Origin of the sequence: Streptomyces sp. Ru71, from assembly GCF_002920535.1 — a bacterium.
GTDB lineage: Bacteria > Actinomycetota > Actinomycetes > Streptomycetales > Streptomycetaceae > Streptomyces.
The window spans coordinates 20,812-39,534 of sequence record NZ_PQSS01000024.1 but is presented as its reverse complement, the minus strand read 5'-3'; the positions used below and the strand labels follow the sequence as shown (position 1 = coordinate 39,534).

The window sequence follows — 18,723 nt, the reverse complement described above, 5'->3', positions numbered from 1 at the left end:
GTCGTGCGTGTTTCCCTGTCGGCCGCGAGCGGACGCCCGGCTCAGGCCTCGGCCGCCGGCCGCTCCACGAGCTCCACCTGGTCGACCGCGTTGCACCAGCGGCAGCGCACCGACTCGATGGTCTCACTGAGCACCTCGCGCTCGTCGACCTTGGGCTCACCCGCCAGGTCGAGGTGGACGTACTCGACGACCTTCGACGAGCGGGTCACGTCGAAGCGGGTGAGGTTGCCGCAGAGCGTGCAGCGCCACCGCGTCGTTTCGGTCGGCAGGGGAACCGTCATCGTGACTGTTCGCTTTCTTCCAGTGTCCGTGACGCACCGGCCTCCCCGGTGCGTGTGGCTCGTAACCCTACGGCCTGGCGGTCACTCGCCGCTGGTCCGTCCACGGCGGCGAGGCGGCCTCGTCCGATGCGTCCCGTTACGTCATGCTCTGTGTCCATGATCGGCAACTGGACGGCCGCGGTGGGCCGGGCGGGCAGGGCGCTGAGGGGCACCTCGGCACCGGTGACGTACGCACTGATCGCCCTGTGCTGTCTGGTCTTCCTGCTGGGACCGGCGGCGGGGGTGAACCCGGCCTACGGCCACGGCGACGAGCTGCTCGCCGCGCAGCGGGCCTACTTCCGGCGCTGGGGCGTGATCCCGGCCGAGCTCTTCGCGGGAGTCCCGGGCGCCGCCCTGACCCCGGCGACGGCCCTGTTCGTGCACGGCAGCTGGGTGCATCTGCTCGGCAACATGCTCTTCCTCTACGTCTTCGGGGCGATGACCGAGGAACGGATGGGCCGCGGCCGGTTCGTCCTGTTCTACGCCGGCTGCGGCTACCTGGCCCTGCTGGGCTACGCCGCCGCCCACGCCGGCTCCGGGCAGTCGCTGGTCGGCGCCTCGGGGGCGATCTCGGCGGTCCTCGGCGCGTTCCTCTACCTCTTTCCCCGCGCCCGGGTGACCAGTCTCCTGCCGTTCCTGTTCTTCCTGCCGCTGCGCTTCCCGGCCTGGGTCGTGCTGCCGTTCTGGGCGGCGCTGCAGTGGCTGGCCGCGGGGCGCTCCGGAGGGGGGCCGGGGGTGGCGTACCTGGCGCACCTGGTCGGCTTCGGGCTGGGCTTCGCCGTCGCGTGGGCCGCCTTCCGCCGTACGGCTAGAGTGAAAGCCGCCCCAGCTCCGGCTCCCGAGGGAGAGAACCAGCCGTGATCACCGCGATCGTCCTCATCAAGACCAGCGTGGACCGGATCCCCGAGATCGCCGAGCAGATCGCTTCGCTGGAGTCGGTGAGCGAGGTGTTCTCCGTGACGGGGACGTACGACCTGATCGCCATGGTGCGGGTGCGGCAGCACGAGGATCTGGCGGAGGTCATTCCGGGGCGGATCAGCAAGATTCCCGGTGTCGAGGCGACCGACACGCATGTTGCTTTTCGGACGTACTCCCAGCATGACCTTGAGGCGGCTTTTGCGATCGGGTTGGACTCGTGACGCCTTGATCGCCTAGTCGTCCGCGGGGCGCGGGTCTGTGCGCGGGCGCGGGCCGTCAGTGGTTGCTCGCGCCCACGCGGCGGAGCCGCATATCAGCACAGCCCCGCGCCCCTTTGGGGCGCTGATCACACCGCCGGTACGCAGCGGCCGTCCTCCGTGCGGTAGGTCCACTTCGCGCCCTGGGTGACCAGTTCCTTCACCGCCGTGACGAAGCGGTCCACGTGTTCGTCGGGGGTGCCGGCGCCGAAGCTCACGCGGATCGCGTTGAGGGACTTCTCGCCCGGCGCGGCCTCGGGGGCGCCGCACTCGCCCTGGGTCTGGGGGTCGCTGCCCAGCAGGGTGCGCACCAGCGGGTGGGCGCAGAAGAGGCCGTCGCGCACGCCGATGCCGTACTCGGCGGACAGGGCCGCGGCGAAGTGGGAGCTGTTCCAGCCCTCGACGACGAAGGAGATCACGCCGACCCGGGGGGCGTCGTCGCCGAAGAGGGAGAGGACCTTCACCTCGGGCACGTCGGCCAGGCCCTCGCGGACCTTGGCGATCAGGTGCCGCTCGCGGGCGACCAGGGTGTCCCAGCCGGCCTCGCTGAGGGCCTTGCAGGCCGAGGCGATGGAGTAGGCGCCGATCACGTTCGGGGAGCCGGCCTCGTGGCGGGCGGCGCTGTCGTGCCACTCCACGTCCACTCCCCCGTCCTCGCGCCGGGTGACCTTGCGGCTGGCGCCGCCGCCCGCGAGGTAGGGATCGGCGGCCCGGAGCCAGTCGGCGCGGCCGGCGAGGACGCCGGAGCCGAACGGGGCGTAGAGCTTGTGGCCGGAGAAGGCGACCCAGTCGACGTCGAGGTCGCGCACGCTCACCGGGTGGTGCGGGGCCAGCTGGGCGGCGTCCAGGACGATCCGGGCGCCGTGGGCGTGCGCGGCGGCGGCCAGCTCGCGCACCGGCCACAGCTCACCGGTGACGTTGGAGGCGCCGGTCACGCAGACCAGGGCCGGGCCGTGGGGGTCGCGGTCGGCGAGGGCGCGCTCCAGGGTCTCGACGGCCTGCTCCGGGGTGCGCGGGGCGTTGAGGTAGGTGACCTTGGCGTGCTGCCACGGCAGCAGCGAGGCGTGGTGCTCGGTCTCGAAGACGAAGACCTGGCAGTCGGCCGGGACGGCGCGGGCGAGCAGGTTGAGGGAGTCCGTGGTGGAGCGGGTGAAGACGACCTGGTCGCCGTCGCGGCAGTCGAGGAACTCCGCGACCGTCCGGCGGGCGTTCTCGAACAGGTCGGTGGAGAGCTGGGAGAGGTATCCGGCGCCGCGGTGCACGCTGCCGTAGTACGGCGCGTAGGCCGCCACGTCGTCCCAGACCCGCTGCAGGGCGGGCGCGCTGGCCGCGTAGTCGAGGGCCGCGTAGGTGACCTCGCCGCCGGTGACGAGCGGGACGGTGACATCTCGCCCCAGAACGGGCAGCGGGGCACAAACGGACTGGTCGGCGGCAGCAGTGGAGACAGACATGGCGGAACTCCCGTGAGGATGCGCGGCACAGCGCGAGAAAGAGTGAAAAAGGGTGTGCGGAGGCGGGGCTCAGCGGCCCTATCGCATTCGCTTGCTCACGGAAGACTCCTCGACGACCAGGACCCCTGGGTTCGCGAGGGGTCCGCGCTTGCCGCAGACCTTGCTGACTGCGGCCTGGTCTTCACCCGGGGCACCCCGCCACGGACGGAGGGTTGCCGGACAGTCGGCCGGGGCCTCATGACTGTCACTCATGACCTGGTTCAGGAACCTAACGGAAGTGATCGCCGCCCCGCAACCCGAGTCCGGATCGCGGGACGGCGATCGGTGAGCCTAGGCGTTACTGGCCGCCACCCAGCGCTCCAGCGTGCGCTTGGCCGACCCGGAGTCGATGGACCGGGCCGCCTTCGCCATGCCGGCCTGGATCTGCTCCGCCAGCGGTGCGTCGGTCGGCGTCAGGGCGACCAGCGCGGCCGCCGAGTTGAGCAGCACGGCGTCCCGGACGGGGCCGGGCTCGCCGTCGAGCAGGCGCCGGGCCACCTCGGCGTTGTAGGAGGCGTCGGCGCCCCGCAGCGCCTCCACGGGTGCCAGCTCGATGCCGACCTCGCGCGGGTCGAAGGTCTCCTCGGTGACCTTGCCGTCCCGGACGACCCAGACCCGGGAGGTGGAGGTGATCGTCAGCTCGTCGAGGCCGTCGTCGCCGCGGAACACCAGGGAGGAGTTGCCGCGCTCGGCGAAGACGCCGGCCACGATCGGGGCCATCCGGGCGTCCGCGACGCCGACCGCCTGCGCGCGCACCTTCGCCGGGTTGGTGAGCGGACCGAGCACATTGAAGGTCGTACGGATGCCCAACTGGCCACGGGCCGCGGCCACATGACGCAGCGCCGGGTGGAACTTCACCGCGAAGCAGAAGGTGATCCCGGCCTCCTCGGCCACCTCCGGCACCCGGTGCAGCGGCAGGTTCAGGTTGACGCCCAGCTTCTCCAGCACGTCCGAGGCGCCCGAGGCCGAGGAGGCGGCCCGGTTGCCGTGCTTGACCACCTTCGCGCCGGTGCCGGCGACGACGATCGAGGACATGGTGGAGATGTTGACCGTCTTGGCGCCGTCGCCGCCCGTGCCGACGATGTCGACGGTCGGGCCGGGCACCTCGATCACATTGGCGTGGTCGTACATGGCGCGGACCAGGCCGGTGATCTCCTCCACGGTCTCGCCCTTGGCGCGCAGCGCGACCGCGAACCCGGCGATCTGGGCGTCGGTGGCCTCGCCGCGCATGATCTGGTCCATGGCCCAGGCGGTGTCCTCGGCGCTCTGGTCGCGGCCTTCGAGCAGGCCGTTCAGCACGCGGGGCCAGGAACGGTCCGCCGTGGTGTCGCCTCCAGCGGGGGTCACAGCGCTCATCAGCCGCTCCTGGTCGTCGTACACATCCAATGACAGCTCCACCCTATCCAGCCCCGGGCACGGCGACGGGCCCCGTCCGCACACCGGACGGGGCCCGTACCCCGCACGGCGAGGGGCCCCGCCCGGACAACCGGACGGGGCCCTTCAACCGTGGCGTGGTCTGCGCAGCGATCAGTGGTGGCCGTGGCCGCTCGTGATCTCCTTGTACTCCTCGACGGTCGGCTTCGGAATCTGCGACTCCGCGCCGAAGTACGCCTCGCTGAGCTTGGCGCGCAGCTTCTCGGAGCCCTTCAGCTTGCGCTCGACACCGTTCTCGTCGACCGTCGGGCCGATCGCGAGCGGCTTGTACTGCTCGTGCGCGGTGAGGGTGTGCAGCGCCTCCTGGCTGAGCGGCTCGTGCACCTCGATGAACTCACCGTGCGGCAGGCGCTTGATGGTGCCGGTCTCGCGACCGTGCAACACCTTCTCCTTGTCCCGGCGCTGCAGGCCGAGGCAGACGCGCTTGGTGATGACGAACGCCAGGACCGGTCCGACGAAGTACGAGATCCGGACGAACCAGGTGACCGAGTTGATCGACAGGTGGAAGTGCGTGGCGAAGATGTCGTTGCCGCCACCGATCAGCATCACGAAGTACACGGTCAGCCAGGCCGCACCGAACGCCGTACGGGTCGGGGCGTTGCGCGGGCGGTCCAGGATGTGGTGCTCGCGCTTGTCACCGGTGATCCACGCCTCGATGAACGGGTAGATCATGATCGCGACCAGGATCAGGCCGAACAGGATCAGCGGGATGAGCACACCCAGGACGAGCGTGTGACCCCAGAAGTTGACCTCCCAGCCCGGCATCGCACGGACCAGACCCTCGGCCATACCCATGTACCAGTCCGGCTGGGCGCCGGTGGACACCTGGTCCGGACGGTAGGGGCCCATGGACCAGATCGGGTTGATCTGCGCCACGGCGGCGAGCGCCGCCAGGACACCGAAGACCAGGAAGAAGAAGCCGCCCGCCTTCGCCATGTACACCGGCAGCAGCGGCATGCCCACGACGTTCTTGTTCGACTTGCCGGGGCCCGCGTACTGGGTGTGCTTGTGGTAGAAGACCAGGATCAGGTGGGCCACCATCAGGCCCAGCATGATGCCCGGCAGCAGCAGGATGTGGATCGAGTAGAAACGGGCCACGAAGTCGCCGCCCGGGAACTCGCCGCCGAAGAGGAAGAACGAGATGTACGTGCCGACAATCGGCACGGACAGGATCGCGCCCTCCATGAAGCGGACACCGGTGCCGGAGAGCAGGTCGTCCGGGAGCGAGTAACCGGTGAAGCCGGTGAACATGCCCAGGACGAACAGCAGGAAGCCGAACAGCCAGTTGACCTCACGCGGCTTGCGGAACGCGCCGGTGAAGAACACGCGCATCATGTGCACGAACATGCCGGCGATGAAGACGATCGCGCCCCAGTGGTGGATCTGCCGGATGAGCAGACCGCCACGCACGTCGAAGGAGATGTGCAGGGTCGAGCTGAACGCCTCGGACATCATCTGTCCCTGGAGCGGGACATAGCTGCCGTGGTACTCCACCTCGTTCATCGACGGGTGGAAGAACAGCGTCAGATAGACACCCGTCAGGATGATGATGATGAAGCTGTACATGCACACTTCGCCCAACATGAACGACCAGTGGTCGGGGAAGATCTTGCGCATGTTGGACTTGGCGAGGGAGTAGATCCCCAGCCGGCCGTCCGCCCAGTCGGCGAGGCGCTCGCCAGCCGGTGCCTTCCCGCGCGAGCGGGACTCTGTGCCAGTGGTAGTGCTCATCCGCGCTCCCAGAATGCAGGACCGACGGGCTCTTCGAAGTCGCCGAGCGCCTCCAGGTAGCCCTCGTCGTTCACGCCGATGCGCAACTGCGGCAGGGCGTGACCGGCGGGACCGAAGATCACGCGGGCACCGTCGGACAGGTCGAAGGTGGACTGGTGGCAGGGGCACAGCACGTGGTGCGTCTGCTGCTCGTACAGCGAGATCGGGCAACCGACGTGGGTGCAGATCTTGGAGTACGCCACGATGCCCTCGTGCGACCACGCGAGCTCTTGCTTGTCCTTGATGTCCTCCGGCTGGAGCCGGACGATCATCAGGGCCGCCTTGGCGATCTCGGTCTGGAAGTTCTCGTCGTGCTCCTCCAGGCCCTCGGGCTTGGCGAAGGTGAGCGAGCCGACGGCGACGTCCTCGGGACGCAGCGGCTCGTTGGTGTTCACGTTGACGAGCAGCTTGCCCTTGGACCACAGGGTGTGCCGGAGCTTGGTCCCCGGCGCCGGGCCCAGACCGCCGAGCAGCATGACGCCGGACAGCGGCACCAGGGACAGCGCGCCGAGCATGGTGTGGCGGATCAGCTTGCGCCGGCCGATCGCCGACTCCTTGGCGCCCTGGCGGAAGTCCGCGTGGACCTTCGCCCGGAGGTCCTCGGAGGCCTCGATCGGGTGACGCTCGTCGGCGATCTCCACGTCGGACATCAGGGTGCGGGCCCAGTGGACCGCGCCCGCGCCGATGCAGAACAGCGCCACACCGAGGGTCAGACCCAGCGCGAAGTTCATCGCGCTGATGTGACCGATCGGGAAGACGAAGATCGACTTGTCCGTCGGGATCGCCACGTACGCGACGATGAAGCCGATGGTGGCCAGCATCGACACCGTGAACAGCAGGGCGACGACGCGCTCGGACCGCTTGGCGGCCCGCTCGTCGATGTCCTGGATCCGGTGCTCGTGCGGCGGCAGGCCCGGGTCGGCGAACGGGTTGTCGTCCGCGACGCCCACCGCGCCGTGCGCGTGCTCCTGCGCTGCGGGCAGGTTCTCTTCAGGAATGTCTTGGCTACTCATGACTTCTTGGCCTTTGCGGTCCGAGCGGCGACCCAGACGGCGACCGCGATCAGGGCACCGAGACCGAAGATCCAGCCGAACAGACCCTCGCTGACCGGCCCGAGGCCGCCCAGCTGCAGACCGCCCGGGTTGTCCGTCTCGTCACCGTTGACCGCGTTCAGGTACGCGATGATGTCCTTCTTGTTCTGCTCCGACATGGTGGTGTCGGGGAACGACGGCATGTTCTGCGGGCCCGTCTGCATGGCCTCGTAGATGTGCTTCGGGTCCACGCCCTCCAGCGACGGGGCGAACTTGCCCTTGGTCAGGGCGCCGCCCTTGCCGGTGAAGTTGTGGCACTGCGCGCAGTTGGTGCGGAACAGCTCGCCACCCTTGGCGATGTCCGCGCCCTCCGGGCCGTACTGCTGCTTCGTCGGGACGGCGGGGCCGGCGCCGAGCGAGGCGATGTAGGCCGCGAGCTGGTCGATCTGGGCCTGCGTGTAGATGTTCTTCTTCCGCGGGACCTGGGCGCCCTGCGAGGTGGCGGCCGGCATGCGGCCGGTGCCGACCTGGAAGTCGACGGCCGCGGCGCCCACGCCGACCAGGCTCGGACCGTCGGAGGTGCCCTGACCGCCGGTGCCGTGGCAGCTGGCGCAGCCTACGGCGTAGAGCTTCTTGCCCTCGTCGATGGCGAGGGACTGGGAGGTTTCATCGGCCTGGGCCTTGTCCGCGGGCGCGAACGCGGCGTACAGACCCCCCGTGGCCGCCAGCGCGAGGAGTAGGACGACGACCGCCGCCAGCGGATGGCGTCGTCGTGCGGAAAGCTTTTTCACGGATTACCCCGGTGTCAGGATCTTCTGCGTCGATGCTTCTGGTGGTGCGTTGCGGGAACGCGCGTGGTTCGTCTTCGGCTACTTGATCAGGTAGATCGTGGCGAAGAGTCCGATCCAGACGACATCGACGAAGTGCCAGTAGTAGGACACGACGATGGCGGCCGTCGCCTGCTCGTGCGTGAACCTCTTCGCCGCGTAGGTGCGGCCGAGGACCAGCAGGAAGGCGATGAGACCGCCCGTCACGTGCAGGCCGTGGAAGCCGGTGGTCAGGTAGAAGACCGAGCCGTACGGGTCCGAGGACAGCGAGATGCCGTCCTTCTTCACCAGCTCGGTGTACTCGTAGATCTGACCGCCGATGAAGATCGCACCCATGATGAAGGTGACGATGAACCAGCCCCGGAGCTTCTTCACGTCACCGCGCTCGGCGGCGAACACGCCGAGCTGGCAGGTGAGGGAGGAGAGCACCAGGATCGTGGTGTTCGTCGCGGAGAAGGGCACGTTCAGGGCGTGCGCCATCTCCTTCCAGTGCTCGGCACCCGTCACCGAACGCAGGGTGAAGTACATCGCGAAGAGGGCCGCGAAGAACATCAGCTCGGAACTCAGCCAGATGATGGTTCCGACGCTGGTGAGGTTCGGCCGATTGACCGACGGGTGCGCGTGCCCGGTATCTACTGTCGTTGCTGTCGCCACGACCGACATTATGTCGGTCGCTTATCCCGCCCTCACTCCGGGGGGTGCCGTTCGGAGTGTTCCCAGCGTGTGTAGGGCCCGTATGGCCCATCGCAGAGGTGTTCCAACAGGTGTTGACGGGCAGTTCAAGGGAGTAGCATCCGCCGCAACGGGCTTGTCTCTACGACGCTGACGTCTCGGAGGAACCATGCGGCCGACCGCCACGGTGCTGGTCTACAGCGACGACTCCAACACGCGGGAGCAGGTACGGCTGGCCACCGGCCGGCGCCCGGCCCCGGACGTGCCGGTGGTGGAGTTCGTGGAGTGCGCGACGCCGGCGGCCGTTCTGCGGGAGCTGGACAAGGGCGGCATCGATGTGTGCGTCCTGGACGGCGAGGCCGTGCCGATGGGCGGCATGGGGATGTGCCGGCAGATCAAGGACGAGATCTTCCAGTGCCCGCCGGTGCTGCTGCTCATCGCGCGGCCGCAGGATGCGTGGCTGGCGACGTGGAGTCGGGCCGATGCGGCTGTGGCGCTGCCGGTTGAGCCCGTGGAGTTCGCGTCGGCGTTGGCTTCTTTGCTGCGGCGGGAGCGGTTGGTCAGCGCCTGAGCGCTCGATCCCGTCCGTCGTAGGGCGGCTGCGGGCCGGTGGGGGCTGTTCGCGCAGTTCCCCGCGCCCCTTGGGTCCGCTGCCGCCTGGGTGGGTCTAGAGGCTCTGTGGGCTCAGTCGTGCCGCCTCCTGGGAGCTTGTGGTGTTCGTCTTGGCGGCTGTGACCGCGCTGCCTGTGCGCCATTTCTTCCAGTCCAGGTTCCAGTCGCCGAAGCCGTTGCCGAAGGCTTCCATCGTCTCGCCGCCGGAGTTGACGACCTGGACGACGTCGCCCTCGCGTACGTTGTCGAAGAACCACTCGGCGTTGGCGGTGCTCATGCCGGTGCAGCCGTGGGAGACGTTGGCGTAGCCCTGGGAGCCGACGGACCAGGGTGCGGCGTGCACGTACTCGCCGCTCCAGGTCACCCGGGTGGCGTAGTAGACCGGCAGGTCGTAGGAGTCGGCGCTGCCCTCGGCGATGCCGATGGTGGTGCCGCGCATGCGTACGAAGTACTCCTTGCCGAGGACGACCTTGACGCCGTTGCGGGTCTCGAAGCCCGGCTTGCCGGTGGTGACGGGGATCTGCTTGACCTCCTCGCCGTTCCTGTACAGCGTCAGCTGGTGCGCCGCGGCGTCCGTGACCGCGATGACGCGGTCGCCGGTGCTGAGCTTCAGGTTCTTCGACTTGCCGCCCCACAGGCGGTCGCCGATCTTGATGCCGTCCAGGTTGCTGCGCACCTCGATGGTGGCGTGGGCGGGCCAGTACTCCTGGGGCCGGTAGTGGAGCTGCTTGTCATCGACCCAGTACCAGGAGCCCTGCACGGCGGGCGTGGAGGTCACCTTCAGGGCGCGCTCGACGATGGCGCGCTGGTTCTTGTCCTTGATCGGCTGGCTCAGCTCCGCGGTGACGGGCTGGCCGACGCCGTAGGTGCCGGCCTTGGGCCCGAACGTCACCGTCAGCGACTTCTTGGACGTGGGCTTGCCGGTGTCGAAGCTCAGGACCTTGCGCCCGGGGGCGCCGTCGTCGTCCTCGGTGCTCACCCGGACCGTGTAGTGGGCGTTGGCGGCCAGCGGCTCGGTGCTGCGCCAGCGGGTGCCGTCGGCGGAGAGTTCGCCCGCCAGGAAGCGTCCTGTGGCGTCCACGGCGGTGACGTCCGTGATCCGGTCGTCGTCCTCGGCGGTGACTTCCAGGGGCTTGTCCGGGTCGGCCTTCTTCCCGTCCCCTGTGGGGCCGTTGAAGGCGATCTGGTCGGCCGCGTCGTAGGGGCGGTCGGCGAGCGGGTTGCCGTCCGAGCCGCAGGCGGTGGCGGCCGCGCTCAGGGCGATCACCAGCAGCGTGCAGCCGGCGGCGGTGCGGGGGCGGGAAGGCGTGCTCATGACTTCACGCTAGGAAGGTTCGTCAATGGCGGCGCGCGGGGTCACCCTTGCGGGTGACAAGGATTACGGCGAACGGACACCACCGCCGCCGCGAACGCGAGGAGCCCGGACGCTCCGTGAGGAGTGTCCGGGCTCAGCCGCGCTCAGCGCGTGTCACTGCGTGCGGTTCTCACCGCGGTAGTACTCGAAGACCCAGCCGAAGATGCCGAGGAGGATGACCGGGGCGGCGAAGTACAGCAGCCACCAGCCGACGGCCACGCCGAGGAAGGCGGCGGCGCCACCGACACCGAGGAAGAGCGGCTGCCAGCTGTGCGGGCTGAAGAAGCCCAGCTCACCCGCGTCGTCCGCGACGTCGGCCTCCTTGTTGTCCTGCGCACCCGTGTCGACCCGCTTGGCCGTGAAGCCGAGGTAGAAGCCGATCATGATGGACAGGCCGAAGGCCAGGAACAGGGCCGTGGTACCGGCCGGCTCCTTCGACCACACGCCATAGACGACCGCCATGGCGAGGATGAAGACGCTCAGCCAGATGAACATCTTGCCTTGGACCTTCACTTGCCGGCCTCCTTGCCGCCCGCAATGGCCTTCTCACCGTGGCCGGCGTGCGCGAGCTGCTCCAGCTCGGCGATCTCCGGGTGGTGCAGGTCGAACGCCGGGGATTCGCTGCGGATCCGCGGCAGGGTGAGGAAGTTGTGCCGCGGCGGCGGGCAGGAGGTGGCCCACTCCAGGGAGCGGCCGTAGCCCCACGGGTCGTCGACGCCGACCGGCTTGCCGTACTTGGCGGTCTTCCACACGTTGTAGAAGAACGGCAGGATCGACGCGCCGAGGATGAACGAGCAGATCGTCGAGATCGTGTTCAGGGCCGTGAAGCCGTCCGCCGCCAGGTAGTCGGCGTAACGACGCGGCATGCCCTCGGCACCCAGCCAGTGCTGCACCAGGAAGGTGCCGTGGAAGCCGACGAACAGCGTCCAGAAGGTGATCTTGCCCAGGCGCTCGTCGAGCATCTTGCCGGTGAACTTCGGCCACCAGAAGTGGAAGCCGGAGAACATCGCGAAGACGACGGTGCCGAACACCACGTAGTGGAAGTGCGCCACCACGAAGTACGAGTCCGAGATGTGGAAGTCCATCGGCGGCGAGGCCAGGATGACACCGGTCAGACCACCGAAGGTGAAGGTGATCAGGAAGCCGGTCGCCCACAGCATCGGGGTCTCGAAGGACAGGCTGCCCTTCCACATGGTGCCGATCCAGTTGAAGAACTTCACACCGGTCGGGACCGCGATCAGGAAGGTCATGAAGGAGAAGAACGGCAGCAGCACACCGCCGGTGACGTACATGTGGTGCGCCCACACCGTCACGGACAGACCGGCGATCGCGATGGTGGCCGCGATCAGACCCATGTAGCCGAACATCGGCTTACGGGAGAAGACCGGGATGACCTCGGAGATGATGCCGAAGAACGGCAGCGCGATGATGTACACCTCTGGGTGTCCGAAGAACCAGAAGAGGTGTTGCCACAGCAAGGCTCCGCCGTTGGCGGCGTCGAAGACGTGGGCACCGAACTTGCGGTCCGCCTCCAGGGCGAACAGCGCGGCCGCCAGGACCGGGAAGGCCAGCAGGACCAGGACACCGGTCAGCAGCACGTTCCACACGAAGATCGGCATGCGGAACATGGTCATGCCCGGAGCGCGCATGCAGATGATCGTGGTGATGAAGTTGACCGAGCCGAGGATCGTGCCGAAGCCGGAGAAGGCCAGACCCATGATCCACATGTCGGCGCCGATGCCCGGCGAGCGGACCGCGTCCGACAGCGGGGAGTAGGCGAACCAGCCGAAGTCGGCCGCACCCTGCGGGGTGAGGAAGCCGCCCACCGCGATCAGCGAGCCGAACAGGTACAGCCAGTAGGCGAACATGTTCAGCCGCGGGAACGCGACGTCGGGGGCACCGATCTGCAGCGGCATGATCCAGTTCGCGAAGCCCGCGAACAGCGGCGTCGCGAACATCAGCAGCATGATCGTGCCGTGCATCGTGAACGCCTGGTTGAACTGCTCGTTCGACATGATCTGCAGACCCGGACGGGCCAGCTCGGCGCGCATGAACAGCGCCATCACGCCACCGATGCAGAAGAACGCGAACGACGTGACCAGGTACAGCGTTCCGATGGTCTTGTGGTCGGTGGTGGTGAGCCACTTGACCACGACGTTGCCGGGCTGCTTGCGCCGGACCGGCAGCTCGTCCTCGTAGTACGGCTCATTGGCCGCCGAGGCACCCTGAGGTTCGTTGACGATGCTCACAGGTTGTTCGTCTCCCGGTTCTTCTCGTGGCTCGTCTGCGCGATGCCGGCGGGAACGTAACCGGTCTGCCCCTTCTTGGCGAGGTCCTTGAGGTGCTGCTCGTAGCGCTCAGGGGAGACGACCTTCACGTTGAACAGCATCCGGGAGTGGTCGACGCCGCAGAGCTCGGCGCACTTGCCCAGGAAGGTGCCCTCCTTGTTCGGGGTCACCTGGAAGGCGTTGGTGTGGCCCGGGATGACGTCCTGCTTCATCAGGAACGGCACCACCCAGAAGGAGTGGATGACGTCACGCGAGGTGAGGACGAAGCGGACCGTCTTGCCCTTGGGGAGCCACAGCGTCGGACCGGGGTTGTTGGTCTGCGGGTTCCGGGAGCCCGGGGTGCCGCAGTCGTACACGCCGCCGGCGTTGGCCGGGAACGCGTCCTTGAACCGGTCCGGGATGGCGTTCAGTTCGGTGGCGGTCTTGGCGTCACCGGTGGAACCGTCGACGTTCTCGACGTAGTTGAAGCACCAGCTCCACTGGAAGCCGACCACGTTGACCGTGACGTCGGGCTTCTTGTCCAGGCTGAGGAGCTTGGACTCGTCGCGGGCGGTGAAGTAGAACAGCACCGAGACGATGACGATCGGAACGACCGTGTACAGGGCCTCGATGGGCAGGTTGTACCGGGTCTGCGGAGGAACCTCGACCTTGGTGCGGCTGCGCCGGTGGAAGATCGCACTCCACAGAATCAGACCCCACACCAGCACGCCAACGGCGAGCGCGGCAGCCCAGGAGCCCTGCCACAGGGAGAGGATCCGCGGAGCCTCTTCCGTGGTCGGGGTGGGCATACCAAGGCGGGGGAAGTCCTTGTATGTGCAACCGGTTGCGGTCGCCAGGACCAGGCCCGCGGTCAGTGCCTGCAGCAGCTTCCGCCGCATCGGGCGCCGCGGCGAGCGGTCGGAGCCGTTGGGACTCACGTAGCGCCTTCCCGAGAGTCTCGCCCGCGCGGTTCGGCTGCGGCCTTCTCGCTGGTCGGTCGCCGCCCTGCGTCGGGCAGGGGTTTGGATGTTTATGCGGACCAAACCCTAGCCGACGCCCTCCGGGGGTTCGCGGGGAGGGGGGCCTACTGAGTTGGGTGGTTCGCTGGATTGGCGGCTGCGGGTTCGTTGTGGCTGGTCGCGCAGTTCCCCGCGCCCCTGGGTCGGGCGGCTGGGCCGGGGTTCTAACGTTGCCGTATGGCCTACTTTGACGCTGCTTCTGCCGTTCCTCTTCATCCTGTTGCCCGCCAGGCGCTCCAGGCCTCCCTGGACGAGGGGTGGGCTGATCCTGCCCGGCTGTACAGGGAAGGGCGCCGGGCGCGGATGTTGCTGGATGCCTCGCGGGAGGCGGCTGCCGAGGTCGTGGGGTGCCGGGCCGATGAGCTGGTGTTCACCTCTTCCGGGACCCGGGCCGTCCACACCGGTGTCGCGGGGGCCCTGGCCGGGCGGCGGCGCGTCGGACGTCACCTGATCGTGTCCGCCGTCGAACACTCCAGCGTCCTCCATTCGGCCGAGGCGCATCAGGCGGACGGGGGCACGGTGACCGAGGTGGCCGTGGACCGGGGCGGGCGGGTGGACGCCTCGGCGTACGCGGCGGCGCTGCGGGAGGACACCGCGCTGGCGTGTCTGCAGGCGGCCAACCACGAGGTGGGGACCGTGCAGCCGGTCGCCGAGGTGGCCGAGGTGTGCCGGGCGGCCGGGGTGCCGTTGCTGGTGGACGCGGCGCAGTCGCTGGGGTGGGGGCCCGTCGAGGGCGACTGGTCGCTGCTGGCGGCGAGCGCGCACAAGTGGGGCGGGCCGTCGGGCGTGGGGCTGCTCGCGGTGCGCAAGGGGGTGCGGTTCGCGGCGCAAGGGCCGGTGGACGAGCGGGAGTCCGGGCGGGCTGCCGGGTTCGAGAACCTGCCGGCGATCGTGGCGGCGGCGGCCTCGCTGCGGGCGGTGCGGGCGGAGGCGGTCCAGGAGGCGGCACGGCTGCGGGAGCTGACGGAGCGGATCCGGGCGGCGGTGCCGCGGCTGGTGCCGGACGTGGAGGTGGTCGGCGACGCCCGGCGGCGGCTGCCGCACATCGTCACCTTCTCCTGTCTCTATGTCGACGGGGAGGCGCTGCTGCACGCCCTGGACCGGGAGGGGTTCTCCGTGTCGTCCGGTTCGTCCTGTACGTCGAGCACGCTGACGCCGAGCCACGTCCTGAAGGCGATGGGCGCGCTGAGCGAGGGCAATGTGCGGGTGTCGCTGCCGCCGGGGACCCGCGAGGAGGACGTCGAGCGGTTCCTGGACGTGCTGCCGGGGGCGGTGGCGGGCGTGCGCGAGCAGCTGGGGGCGCCGTCCCCGGCCGCGGCGGTGGTGGCCGGGGACGAGCTGGTCGTCGACACCCTGGGCAAGCGCTGCCCGCTGCCCGTGATCGAGCTGGCCAAGGTCATCGGCACCGTTCCGGTGGGCGGCACGGTCCGCGTCCTCTCCGACGACGAGGCGGCCCGCCTGGACATCCCGGCGTGGTGCGAGATGCGCGACCAGGAGTACCTGGGAGAGGAGCCGGCGGACAGAGGAACGGCCTACGTGGTACGCCGGGCGCAGTGACCCCGGGCGCGGTGACCCACCAAGGGGCGCGGGGAATTGCACGGCCAGCCCCCCACGCACCCGCACCCGGCAACGGCGAAACCGGGGCAGCCGAACAGCCGCCCGGTGTCAGGACAGGTGCTTCTGAACCTCCGCCGCAGCCTCGTCCCCGTACGCCTTGGTGAACCGCTCCATGAAGTGCCCCCGCCGCAGCTGGTACTCCTGCGTGCCCACCGTCTCGATGACGAGCGTGGCGAGCATGCAGCCGACCTGCGCCGCGCGCTCCAGGGAGACGCCCCAGGCCAGGCCGGACAGGAAGCCGGCCCGGAAGGCGTCGCCCACACCGGTCGGGTCGGCCTTGCGCTCCTCGTCCGGGCAGCCGACCTCGATCGGGGGCTCGCCGGCCTTCTCGATGCGCACGCCGCGCGCGCCGAGCGTGGTGACGCGGTGGCCGACGCGGGCGAGGATCTCCTCGTCGCTCCAGCCGGTCTTGGTCTCGATCAGGCCCTTCTCGTACTCGTTGGAGAACAGGTACGTCGCGCCGTCCAGCAGTATCCGGATCTCGTCGCCGTTCATCCGGGCGATCTGCTGGGAGAAGTCGGCCGCGAAGGGGATCCCACGGGAGCGGCACTCCTCGGTGTGCCGGAGCATCGCCTCCGGGTCGTCGGCGCCGATCAGCACCAGGTCGAGGCCGCCGACGCGGTCGGCGACGGTCTTGAGCTCGATGAGGCGGGCCTCGCTCATGGCGCCGGTGTAGAAGGAGCCGATCTGGTTGTGGTCGGCGTCGGTGGTGCACACGAAGCGGGCGGTGTGCAGGGTCTCCGAGATGCGCACGGAGCCGGTGTCGACGCCGTGCCGGTCCAGCCAGGCCCGGTACTCGGCGAAGTCGGAGCCGGCGGCGCCGACGAGGACGGGCCCGGTGCCGAGCTGGCCCATGCCGAAGGCGATGTTCGCGCCCACCCCGCCGCGCCGTACGTCCAGCTGGTCGACCAGGAAGGAGAGCGAGACCGTGTGCAGCTGGTCCGCGACGAACTGGTCGGCGAAGCGGCCGGGGAAGGTCATGAGGTGGTCGGTGGCGATGGAGCCGGTGACTGCGATGCGCACGGCGTGGACGCTCCTGTGTGGAGGGGATTGACAGTTCACGCTACCCGCTTGAGGGGGTGGCTCAGTAGCGGGGGAAACTACCCGATAGTAGATCTTTCCCGGCCCGCCGGACGCTGCCTAACGTTCCGCTATGACGAAACTCGACTTTCCGCGGACCGCGCCGGCCGACTCCGAGGGCGGCGATCTGGCGTCGCTGATCGGCGACGGTGCCCGGATGGCTCCGCACTGGGCGGCCCCCGAGCGGCCCGTGTCCTCGCCGGTGCCGCCCTCCCTCATCCACGGCGTGTCGGTTCCGGCCGCCTCGGCCCGGCTGCTGGAGGCGATGTCGGACTACGGCGACTGACCGCGACCCGTTCGGCGTAGGGAGGGGAACCGTGCGCTCCCCCGCTGCGTCCCATCGCTGTCCCCCAGGGAGGGGATACGCGATACGACCCTCCGGCAGGCCGCTTTGACAGGGCCTGGTCAGGGTTGAGGGACAGTTGTGCAGCCGAAGGAGCGATGCGGTGAACTCCGAGCGACCCGACAACGACGACGTGGCCGCCCCGGCCGGTGCCGAGGAGAGTGCGGATGGGGCGCAGGGCGCCGACGTGACGCCGAGTGCCCCCGCCGTGCCCGAGCGGGGCCGGCGGCGGCGCTCTCCGCTGGTCGCGCTCTCCGTGGCCGGCGCCGTGCTGCTGGTCGGGGGCGGTGGGGCGTATCTCGCGGCGAACGCGGCGGGCGGTTCGGCCGATGCCAAGGCGCCCGGCAGCAGCGGCTCCCCCACTCCGCTCGCGCTCGACGACTTCGCCGCCGGCCAGGACTCCGGCGGGACCGAGGGCATCGCACCGGGCGAGCCGAATCCGTACGGCGTGACCTACCGGGCCGGCGGTGAGCTGCCCGACGGGCCGGGCTCGGCGCCGGCGTACCGCGCGACGGGTGAGGTGTCCTCGCAGGACGTGGCCCGGCTGGCGCGGGCGCTCGGCGTGGAGGGGGCGCCGGTGGCCGAGGGGCAGACCTGGCGGGTGGGCACCGGCAAGGACGGGGCCGGGCCGATGCTCCAGGTGAACCGGCAGGCGCCGGGGACCTGGACGTTCACCCGGTTCGCGCCGGGCACCGACAACTGCAAGGGCGATGTGTGCACCTCCGGTCCGGCCGAGCCGTCCGGGAAGCCGGTGAGCGTGGCGGTGGCCGAGAAGGCGGCGGCGCCCGTGCTGAAGGCGGTGGGACAGGACGACGCGAAGCTGGACGCGAGCCAGGTGATGGGCGCCCGCCGGGTGGTCAACGCCGAGCCGGAGATCGGGGGGCTGCCCACCCACGGCTGGACGACCGGCGTGATCGTCGACGCCCAGGGGCAGGTGGTCGGCGGCAGCGGGATGCTGACGACGCCGGTCAAGGGCGACACGTATCCCGTACTGAGCGCTCGGAAGACGCTGGCCCTGATGAACGCGGCACCGGGGACCACCGCGAAGCACCGGATGGGCATCGGCGGCTGCCCCGGCCCGGTCCCGCTCAAGGACCGGCTGGAGACGCCCTGCGACCGGCCCACGGGCGGCGGCGAGCGCGAGGTGATCACCGTGCGCGAGGCGGTGTTCGGGCTGGCCACGCACTACTCGGCAGGCCGGCAGGTGCTGGTGCCGTCCTGGCTGTTCGAGGTGCGGCCGCAGGGCGCCACGGCCGATTTCACGGTGACGTATCCGGCGCTGGACCCGAAGTACCTGACCTCCGCCCGGCCCTCCACGCCGCCGTCGGCGCCCCCGGGTGAGCCCACCGGGCAGCCCAGCCCCCGGCCCACCGGCCCCGGCGGCGGCTCGACGGCGGCCCCGGCGCCGCACGACGTGAAGGTCGACGGCTACACGGCCGAGGGCAGGGAGCTGACCGTGGCGTTCACGGGCGGGGTGTGCGCCTCGTACGAAGTGAAGGCGGCGGAGAGCGGCGACCGGGTCACCGTGACGGTGACCGCGAACCCGTGGCGGGACAAGGTCTGCGTGATGATCGCGAAGTTCTACCACCGCACCGTGCAGCTGAAGGAGCCGCTCGGCGACCGCCGGGTCGTCGGCTCGGACGGCAGGGGCATCGCCCTGGAGAAGCCGGGCGCCCGTCTGCCGTCCGCTCCGCGCGGCTAGGCCCCGGCCC

18 protein-coding genes and 1 riboswitch are annotated in these 18,723 nt (G+C 69.7%); of the genes, 6 read left to right on the top strand and 12 right to left on the bottom strand.

Translation table 11 applies throughout. From position 1 onward, the window contains the following. Positions 1–41: 41 nt before the first annotated feature. Positions 42–281 (bottom strand): hypothetical protein, encoded by a 240-nt coding sequence (locus C3489_RS16825; RefSeq protein ID WP_103782646.1) that lies wholly within the window; start codon positions 279–281, stop codon positions 42–44. A 156-nt stretch (positions 282–437) separates the two neighbouring features. Between C3489_RS16825 and C3489_RS16820 the strand changes: the two genes are divergently transcribed. After that, positions 438–1,181, top strand: coding sequence for a rhomboid family intramembrane serine protease (locus C3489_RS16820; protein ID WP_103782645.1), 744 nt, complete (start codon positions 438–440; stop codon positions 1,179–1,181). Then, positions 1,178–1,459 (top strand): Lrp/AsnC family transcriptional regulator, encoded by a 282-nt coding sequence (locus C3489_RS16815; RefSeq protein ID WP_103782644.1) that lies wholly within the window; start codon positions 1,178–1,180, stop codon positions 1,457–1,459. Before C3489_RS16820 ends, C3489_RS16815 begins: the two co-directional genes overlap by 4 nt. 125 nt (positions 1,460–1,584) lie before the next feature. Here C3489_RS16815 and C3489_RS16810 read toward each other — a convergent pair whose 3' ends face one another. The 6 genes from C3489_RS16810 to C3489_RS16785 form a co-directional block, all read right to left on the bottom strand. Then, a complete protein-coding gene (locus C3489_RS16810; protein WP_103782643.1) occupies positions 1,585–2,946 on the bottom strand; it encodes an aminotransferase class V-fold PLP-dependent enzyme in 1,362 nt (453 codons plus the stop codon). A gap of 139 nt (positions 2,947–3,085) precedes the next feature. Continuing rightward, positions 3,086–3,202: riboswitch (SAM riboswitch) on the bottom strand. Positions 3,203–3,276: 74 nt separating this feature from the next. Continuing rightward, positions 3,277–4,341: an anthranilate phosphoribosyltransferase gene (gene trpD / locus C3489_RS16805; RefSeq protein WP_103782698.1), complete on the bottom strand. Its 1,065-nt coding sequence runs from the start codon at positions 4,339–4,341 to the stop codon at positions 3,277–3,279. A gap of 171 nt (positions 4,342–4,512) precedes the next feature. Further along, a complete protein-coding gene (locus C3489_RS16800) occupies positions 4,513–6,150 on the bottom strand; it encodes a cytochrome bc complex cytochrome b subunit (RefSeq protein ID WP_103782642.1) in 1,638 nt (545 codons plus the stop codon). Continuing rightward, positions 6,147–7,202 (bottom strand): ubiquinol-cytochrome c reductase iron-sulfur subunit, encoded by a 1,056-nt coding sequence (locus C3489_RS16795; protein ID WP_103782641.1) that lies wholly within the window; start codon positions 7,200–7,202, stop codon positions 6,147–6,149. Before C3489_RS16795 ends, C3489_RS16800 begins: the two co-directional genes overlap by 4 nt. After that, complete coding sequence (locus C3489_RS16790) at positions 7,199–8,011, bottom strand: c-type cytochrome (RefSeq protein ID WP_103782640.1); 813 nt, start codon at positions 8,009–8,011, stop codon at positions 7,199–7,201. Before C3489_RS16790 ends, C3489_RS16795 begins: the two co-directional genes overlap by 4 nt. A gap of 78 nt (positions 8,012–8,089) precedes the next feature. Then, positions 8,090–8,710: a heme-copper oxidase subunit III gene (locus tag C3489_RS16785; protein ID WP_103782639.1), complete on the bottom strand. Its 621-nt coding sequence runs from the start codon at positions 8,708–8,710 to the stop codon at positions 8,090–8,092. A 178-nt stretch (positions 8,711–8,888) separates the two neighbouring features. Between C3489_RS16785 and C3489_RS16780 the strand changes: the two genes are divergently transcribed. Further along, the gene (locus C3489_RS16780) at positions 8,889–9,290 is read left to right on the top strand and encodes a response regulator transcription factor (protein WP_103782638.1); all 402 of its coding nucleotides are present in this window, start codon (positions 8,889–8,891) and stop codon (positions 9,288–9,290) included. 96 nt (positions 9,291–9,386) lie between these two features. Here C3489_RS16780 and C3489_RS16775 read toward each other — a convergent pair whose 3' ends face one another. The 4 genes from C3489_RS16775 to coxB all read right to left on the bottom strand — a co-directional run bounded on the left by C3489_RS16775 (position 9,387) and on the right by coxB (position 13,890). Next, positions 9,387–10,646 (bottom strand): Ig-like domain-containing protein, encoded by a 1,260-nt coding sequence (locus C3489_RS16775; protein ID WP_103782637.1) that lies wholly within the window; start codon positions 10,644–10,646, stop codon positions 9,387–9,389. Positions 10,647–10,799: 153 nt separating this feature from the next. Beyond that, the gene (locus tag C3489_RS16770) at positions 10,800–11,198 is read right to left on the bottom strand and encodes a cytochrome c oxidase subunit 4 (RefSeq protein ID WP_103782636.1); all 399 of its coding nucleotides are present in this window, start codon (positions 11,196–11,198) and stop codon (positions 10,800–10,802) included. Further along, positions 11,195–12,934, bottom strand: coding sequence for a cytochrome c oxidase subunit I (gene ctaD, locus C3489_RS16765; protein ID WP_103782635.1), 1,740 nt, complete (start codon positions 12,932–12,934; stop codon positions 11,195–11,197). The genes C3489_RS16770 and ctaD overlap by 4 nt, the downstream gene beginning before the upstream one ends. After that, positions 12,931–13,890 carry a cytochrome c oxidase subunit II gene (coxB, locus tag C3489_RS16760; protein ID WP_103782634.1) on the bottom strand — a complete coding sequence of 320 codons (960 nt, stop codon included), beginning with the start codon at positions 13,888–13,890 and terminating at the stop codon, positions 12,931–12,933. The genes ctaD and coxB overlap by 4 nt, the downstream gene beginning before the upstream one ends. Positions 13,891–14,148: 258 nt before the next feature. Between coxB and C3489_RS16755 the strand changes: the two genes are divergently transcribed. After that, a complete protein-coding gene (locus C3489_RS16755) occupies positions 14,149–15,528 on the top strand; it encodes a cysteine desulfurase/sulfurtransferase TusA family protein (RefSeq protein ID WP_103782633.1) in 1,380 nt (459 codons plus the stop codon). Positions 15,529–15,636: 108 nt separating this feature from the next. Here the strand turns inward: C3489_RS16755 and C3489_RS16750 are convergent, their stop codons facing one another. Then, positions 15,637–16,611, bottom strand: coding sequence for a carbohydrate kinase family protein (locus C3489_RS16750; RefSeq protein WP_103782632.1), 975 nt, complete (start codon positions 16,609–16,611; stop codon positions 15,637–15,639). A 130-nt stretch (positions 16,612–16,741) separates the two neighbouring features. Here C3489_RS16750 and C3489_RS16745 point away from each other — a divergent pair, with 130 nt between their 5' ends. Continuing rightward, a complete protein-coding gene (locus C3489_RS16745; RefSeq protein WP_103782631.1) occupies positions 16,742–16,954 on the top strand; it encodes a hypothetical protein in 213 nt (70 codons plus the stop codon). 160 nt (positions 16,955–17,114) lie between these two features. Continuing rightward, complete coding sequence (locus C3489_RS16740; RefSeq protein ID WP_103782630.1) at positions 17,115–18,713, top strand: hypothetical protein; 1,599 nt, start codon at positions 17,115–17,117, stop codon at positions 18,711–18,713. Positions 18,714–18,723 lie beyond the last annotated feature (10 nt).

What these genes read in the sequence shown, in the direction of transcription:
- C3489_RS16825 (WP_103782646.1), bottom strand. Translation starts at nt 281, where the DNA reads ATGACGGTTCCCCTGCCGACCGAAACGACGCGGTGGCGCTGCACGCTC.
- C3489_RS16820 (WP_103782645.1), top strand. Translation starts at nt 438, where the DNA reads ATGATCGGCAACTGGACGGCCGCGGTGGGCCGGGCGGGCAGGGCGCTG.
- C3489_RS16810 (WP_103782643.1), bottom strand. Translation starts at nt 2,946, where the DNA reads ATGTCTGTCTCCACTGCTGCCGCCGACCAGTCCGTTTGTGCCCCGCTG.
- trpD (WP_103782698.1), bottom strand. Translation starts at nt 4,341, where the DNA reads ATGAGCGCTGTGACCCCCGCTGGAGGCGACACCACGGCGGACCGTTCC.
- C3489_RS16800 (WP_103782642.1), bottom strand. Translation starts at nt 6,150, where the DNA reads ATGAGCACTACCACTGGCACAGAGTCCCGCTCGCGCGGGAAGGCACCG.
- C3489_RS16795 (WP_103782641.1), bottom strand. Translation starts at nt 7,202, where the DNA reads ATGAGTAGCCAAGACATTCCTGAAGAGAACCTGCCCGCAGCGCAGGAG.
- C3489_RS16785 (WP_103782639.1), bottom strand. Translation starts at nt 8,710, where the DNA reads ATGTCGGTCGTGGCGACAGCAACGACAGTAGATACCGGGCACGCGCAC.
- C3489_RS16780 (WP_103782638.1), top strand. Translation starts at nt 8,889, where the DNA reads ATGCGGCCGACCGCCACGGTGCTGGTCTACAGCGACGACTCCAACACG.
- C3489_RS16775 (WP_103782637.1), bottom strand. Translation starts at nt 10,646, where the DNA reads ATGAGCACGCCTTCCCGCCCCCGCACCGCCGCCGGCTGCACGCTGCTG.
- C3489_RS16755 (WP_103782633.1), top strand. Translation starts at nt 14,149, where the DNA reads ATGGCCTACTTTGACGCTGCTTCTGCCGTTCCTCTTCATCCTGTTGCC.
- C3489_RS16745 (WP_103782631.1), top strand. Translation starts at nt 16,742, where the DNA reads ATGACGAAACTCGACTTTCCGCGGACCGCGCCGGCCGACTCCGAGGGC.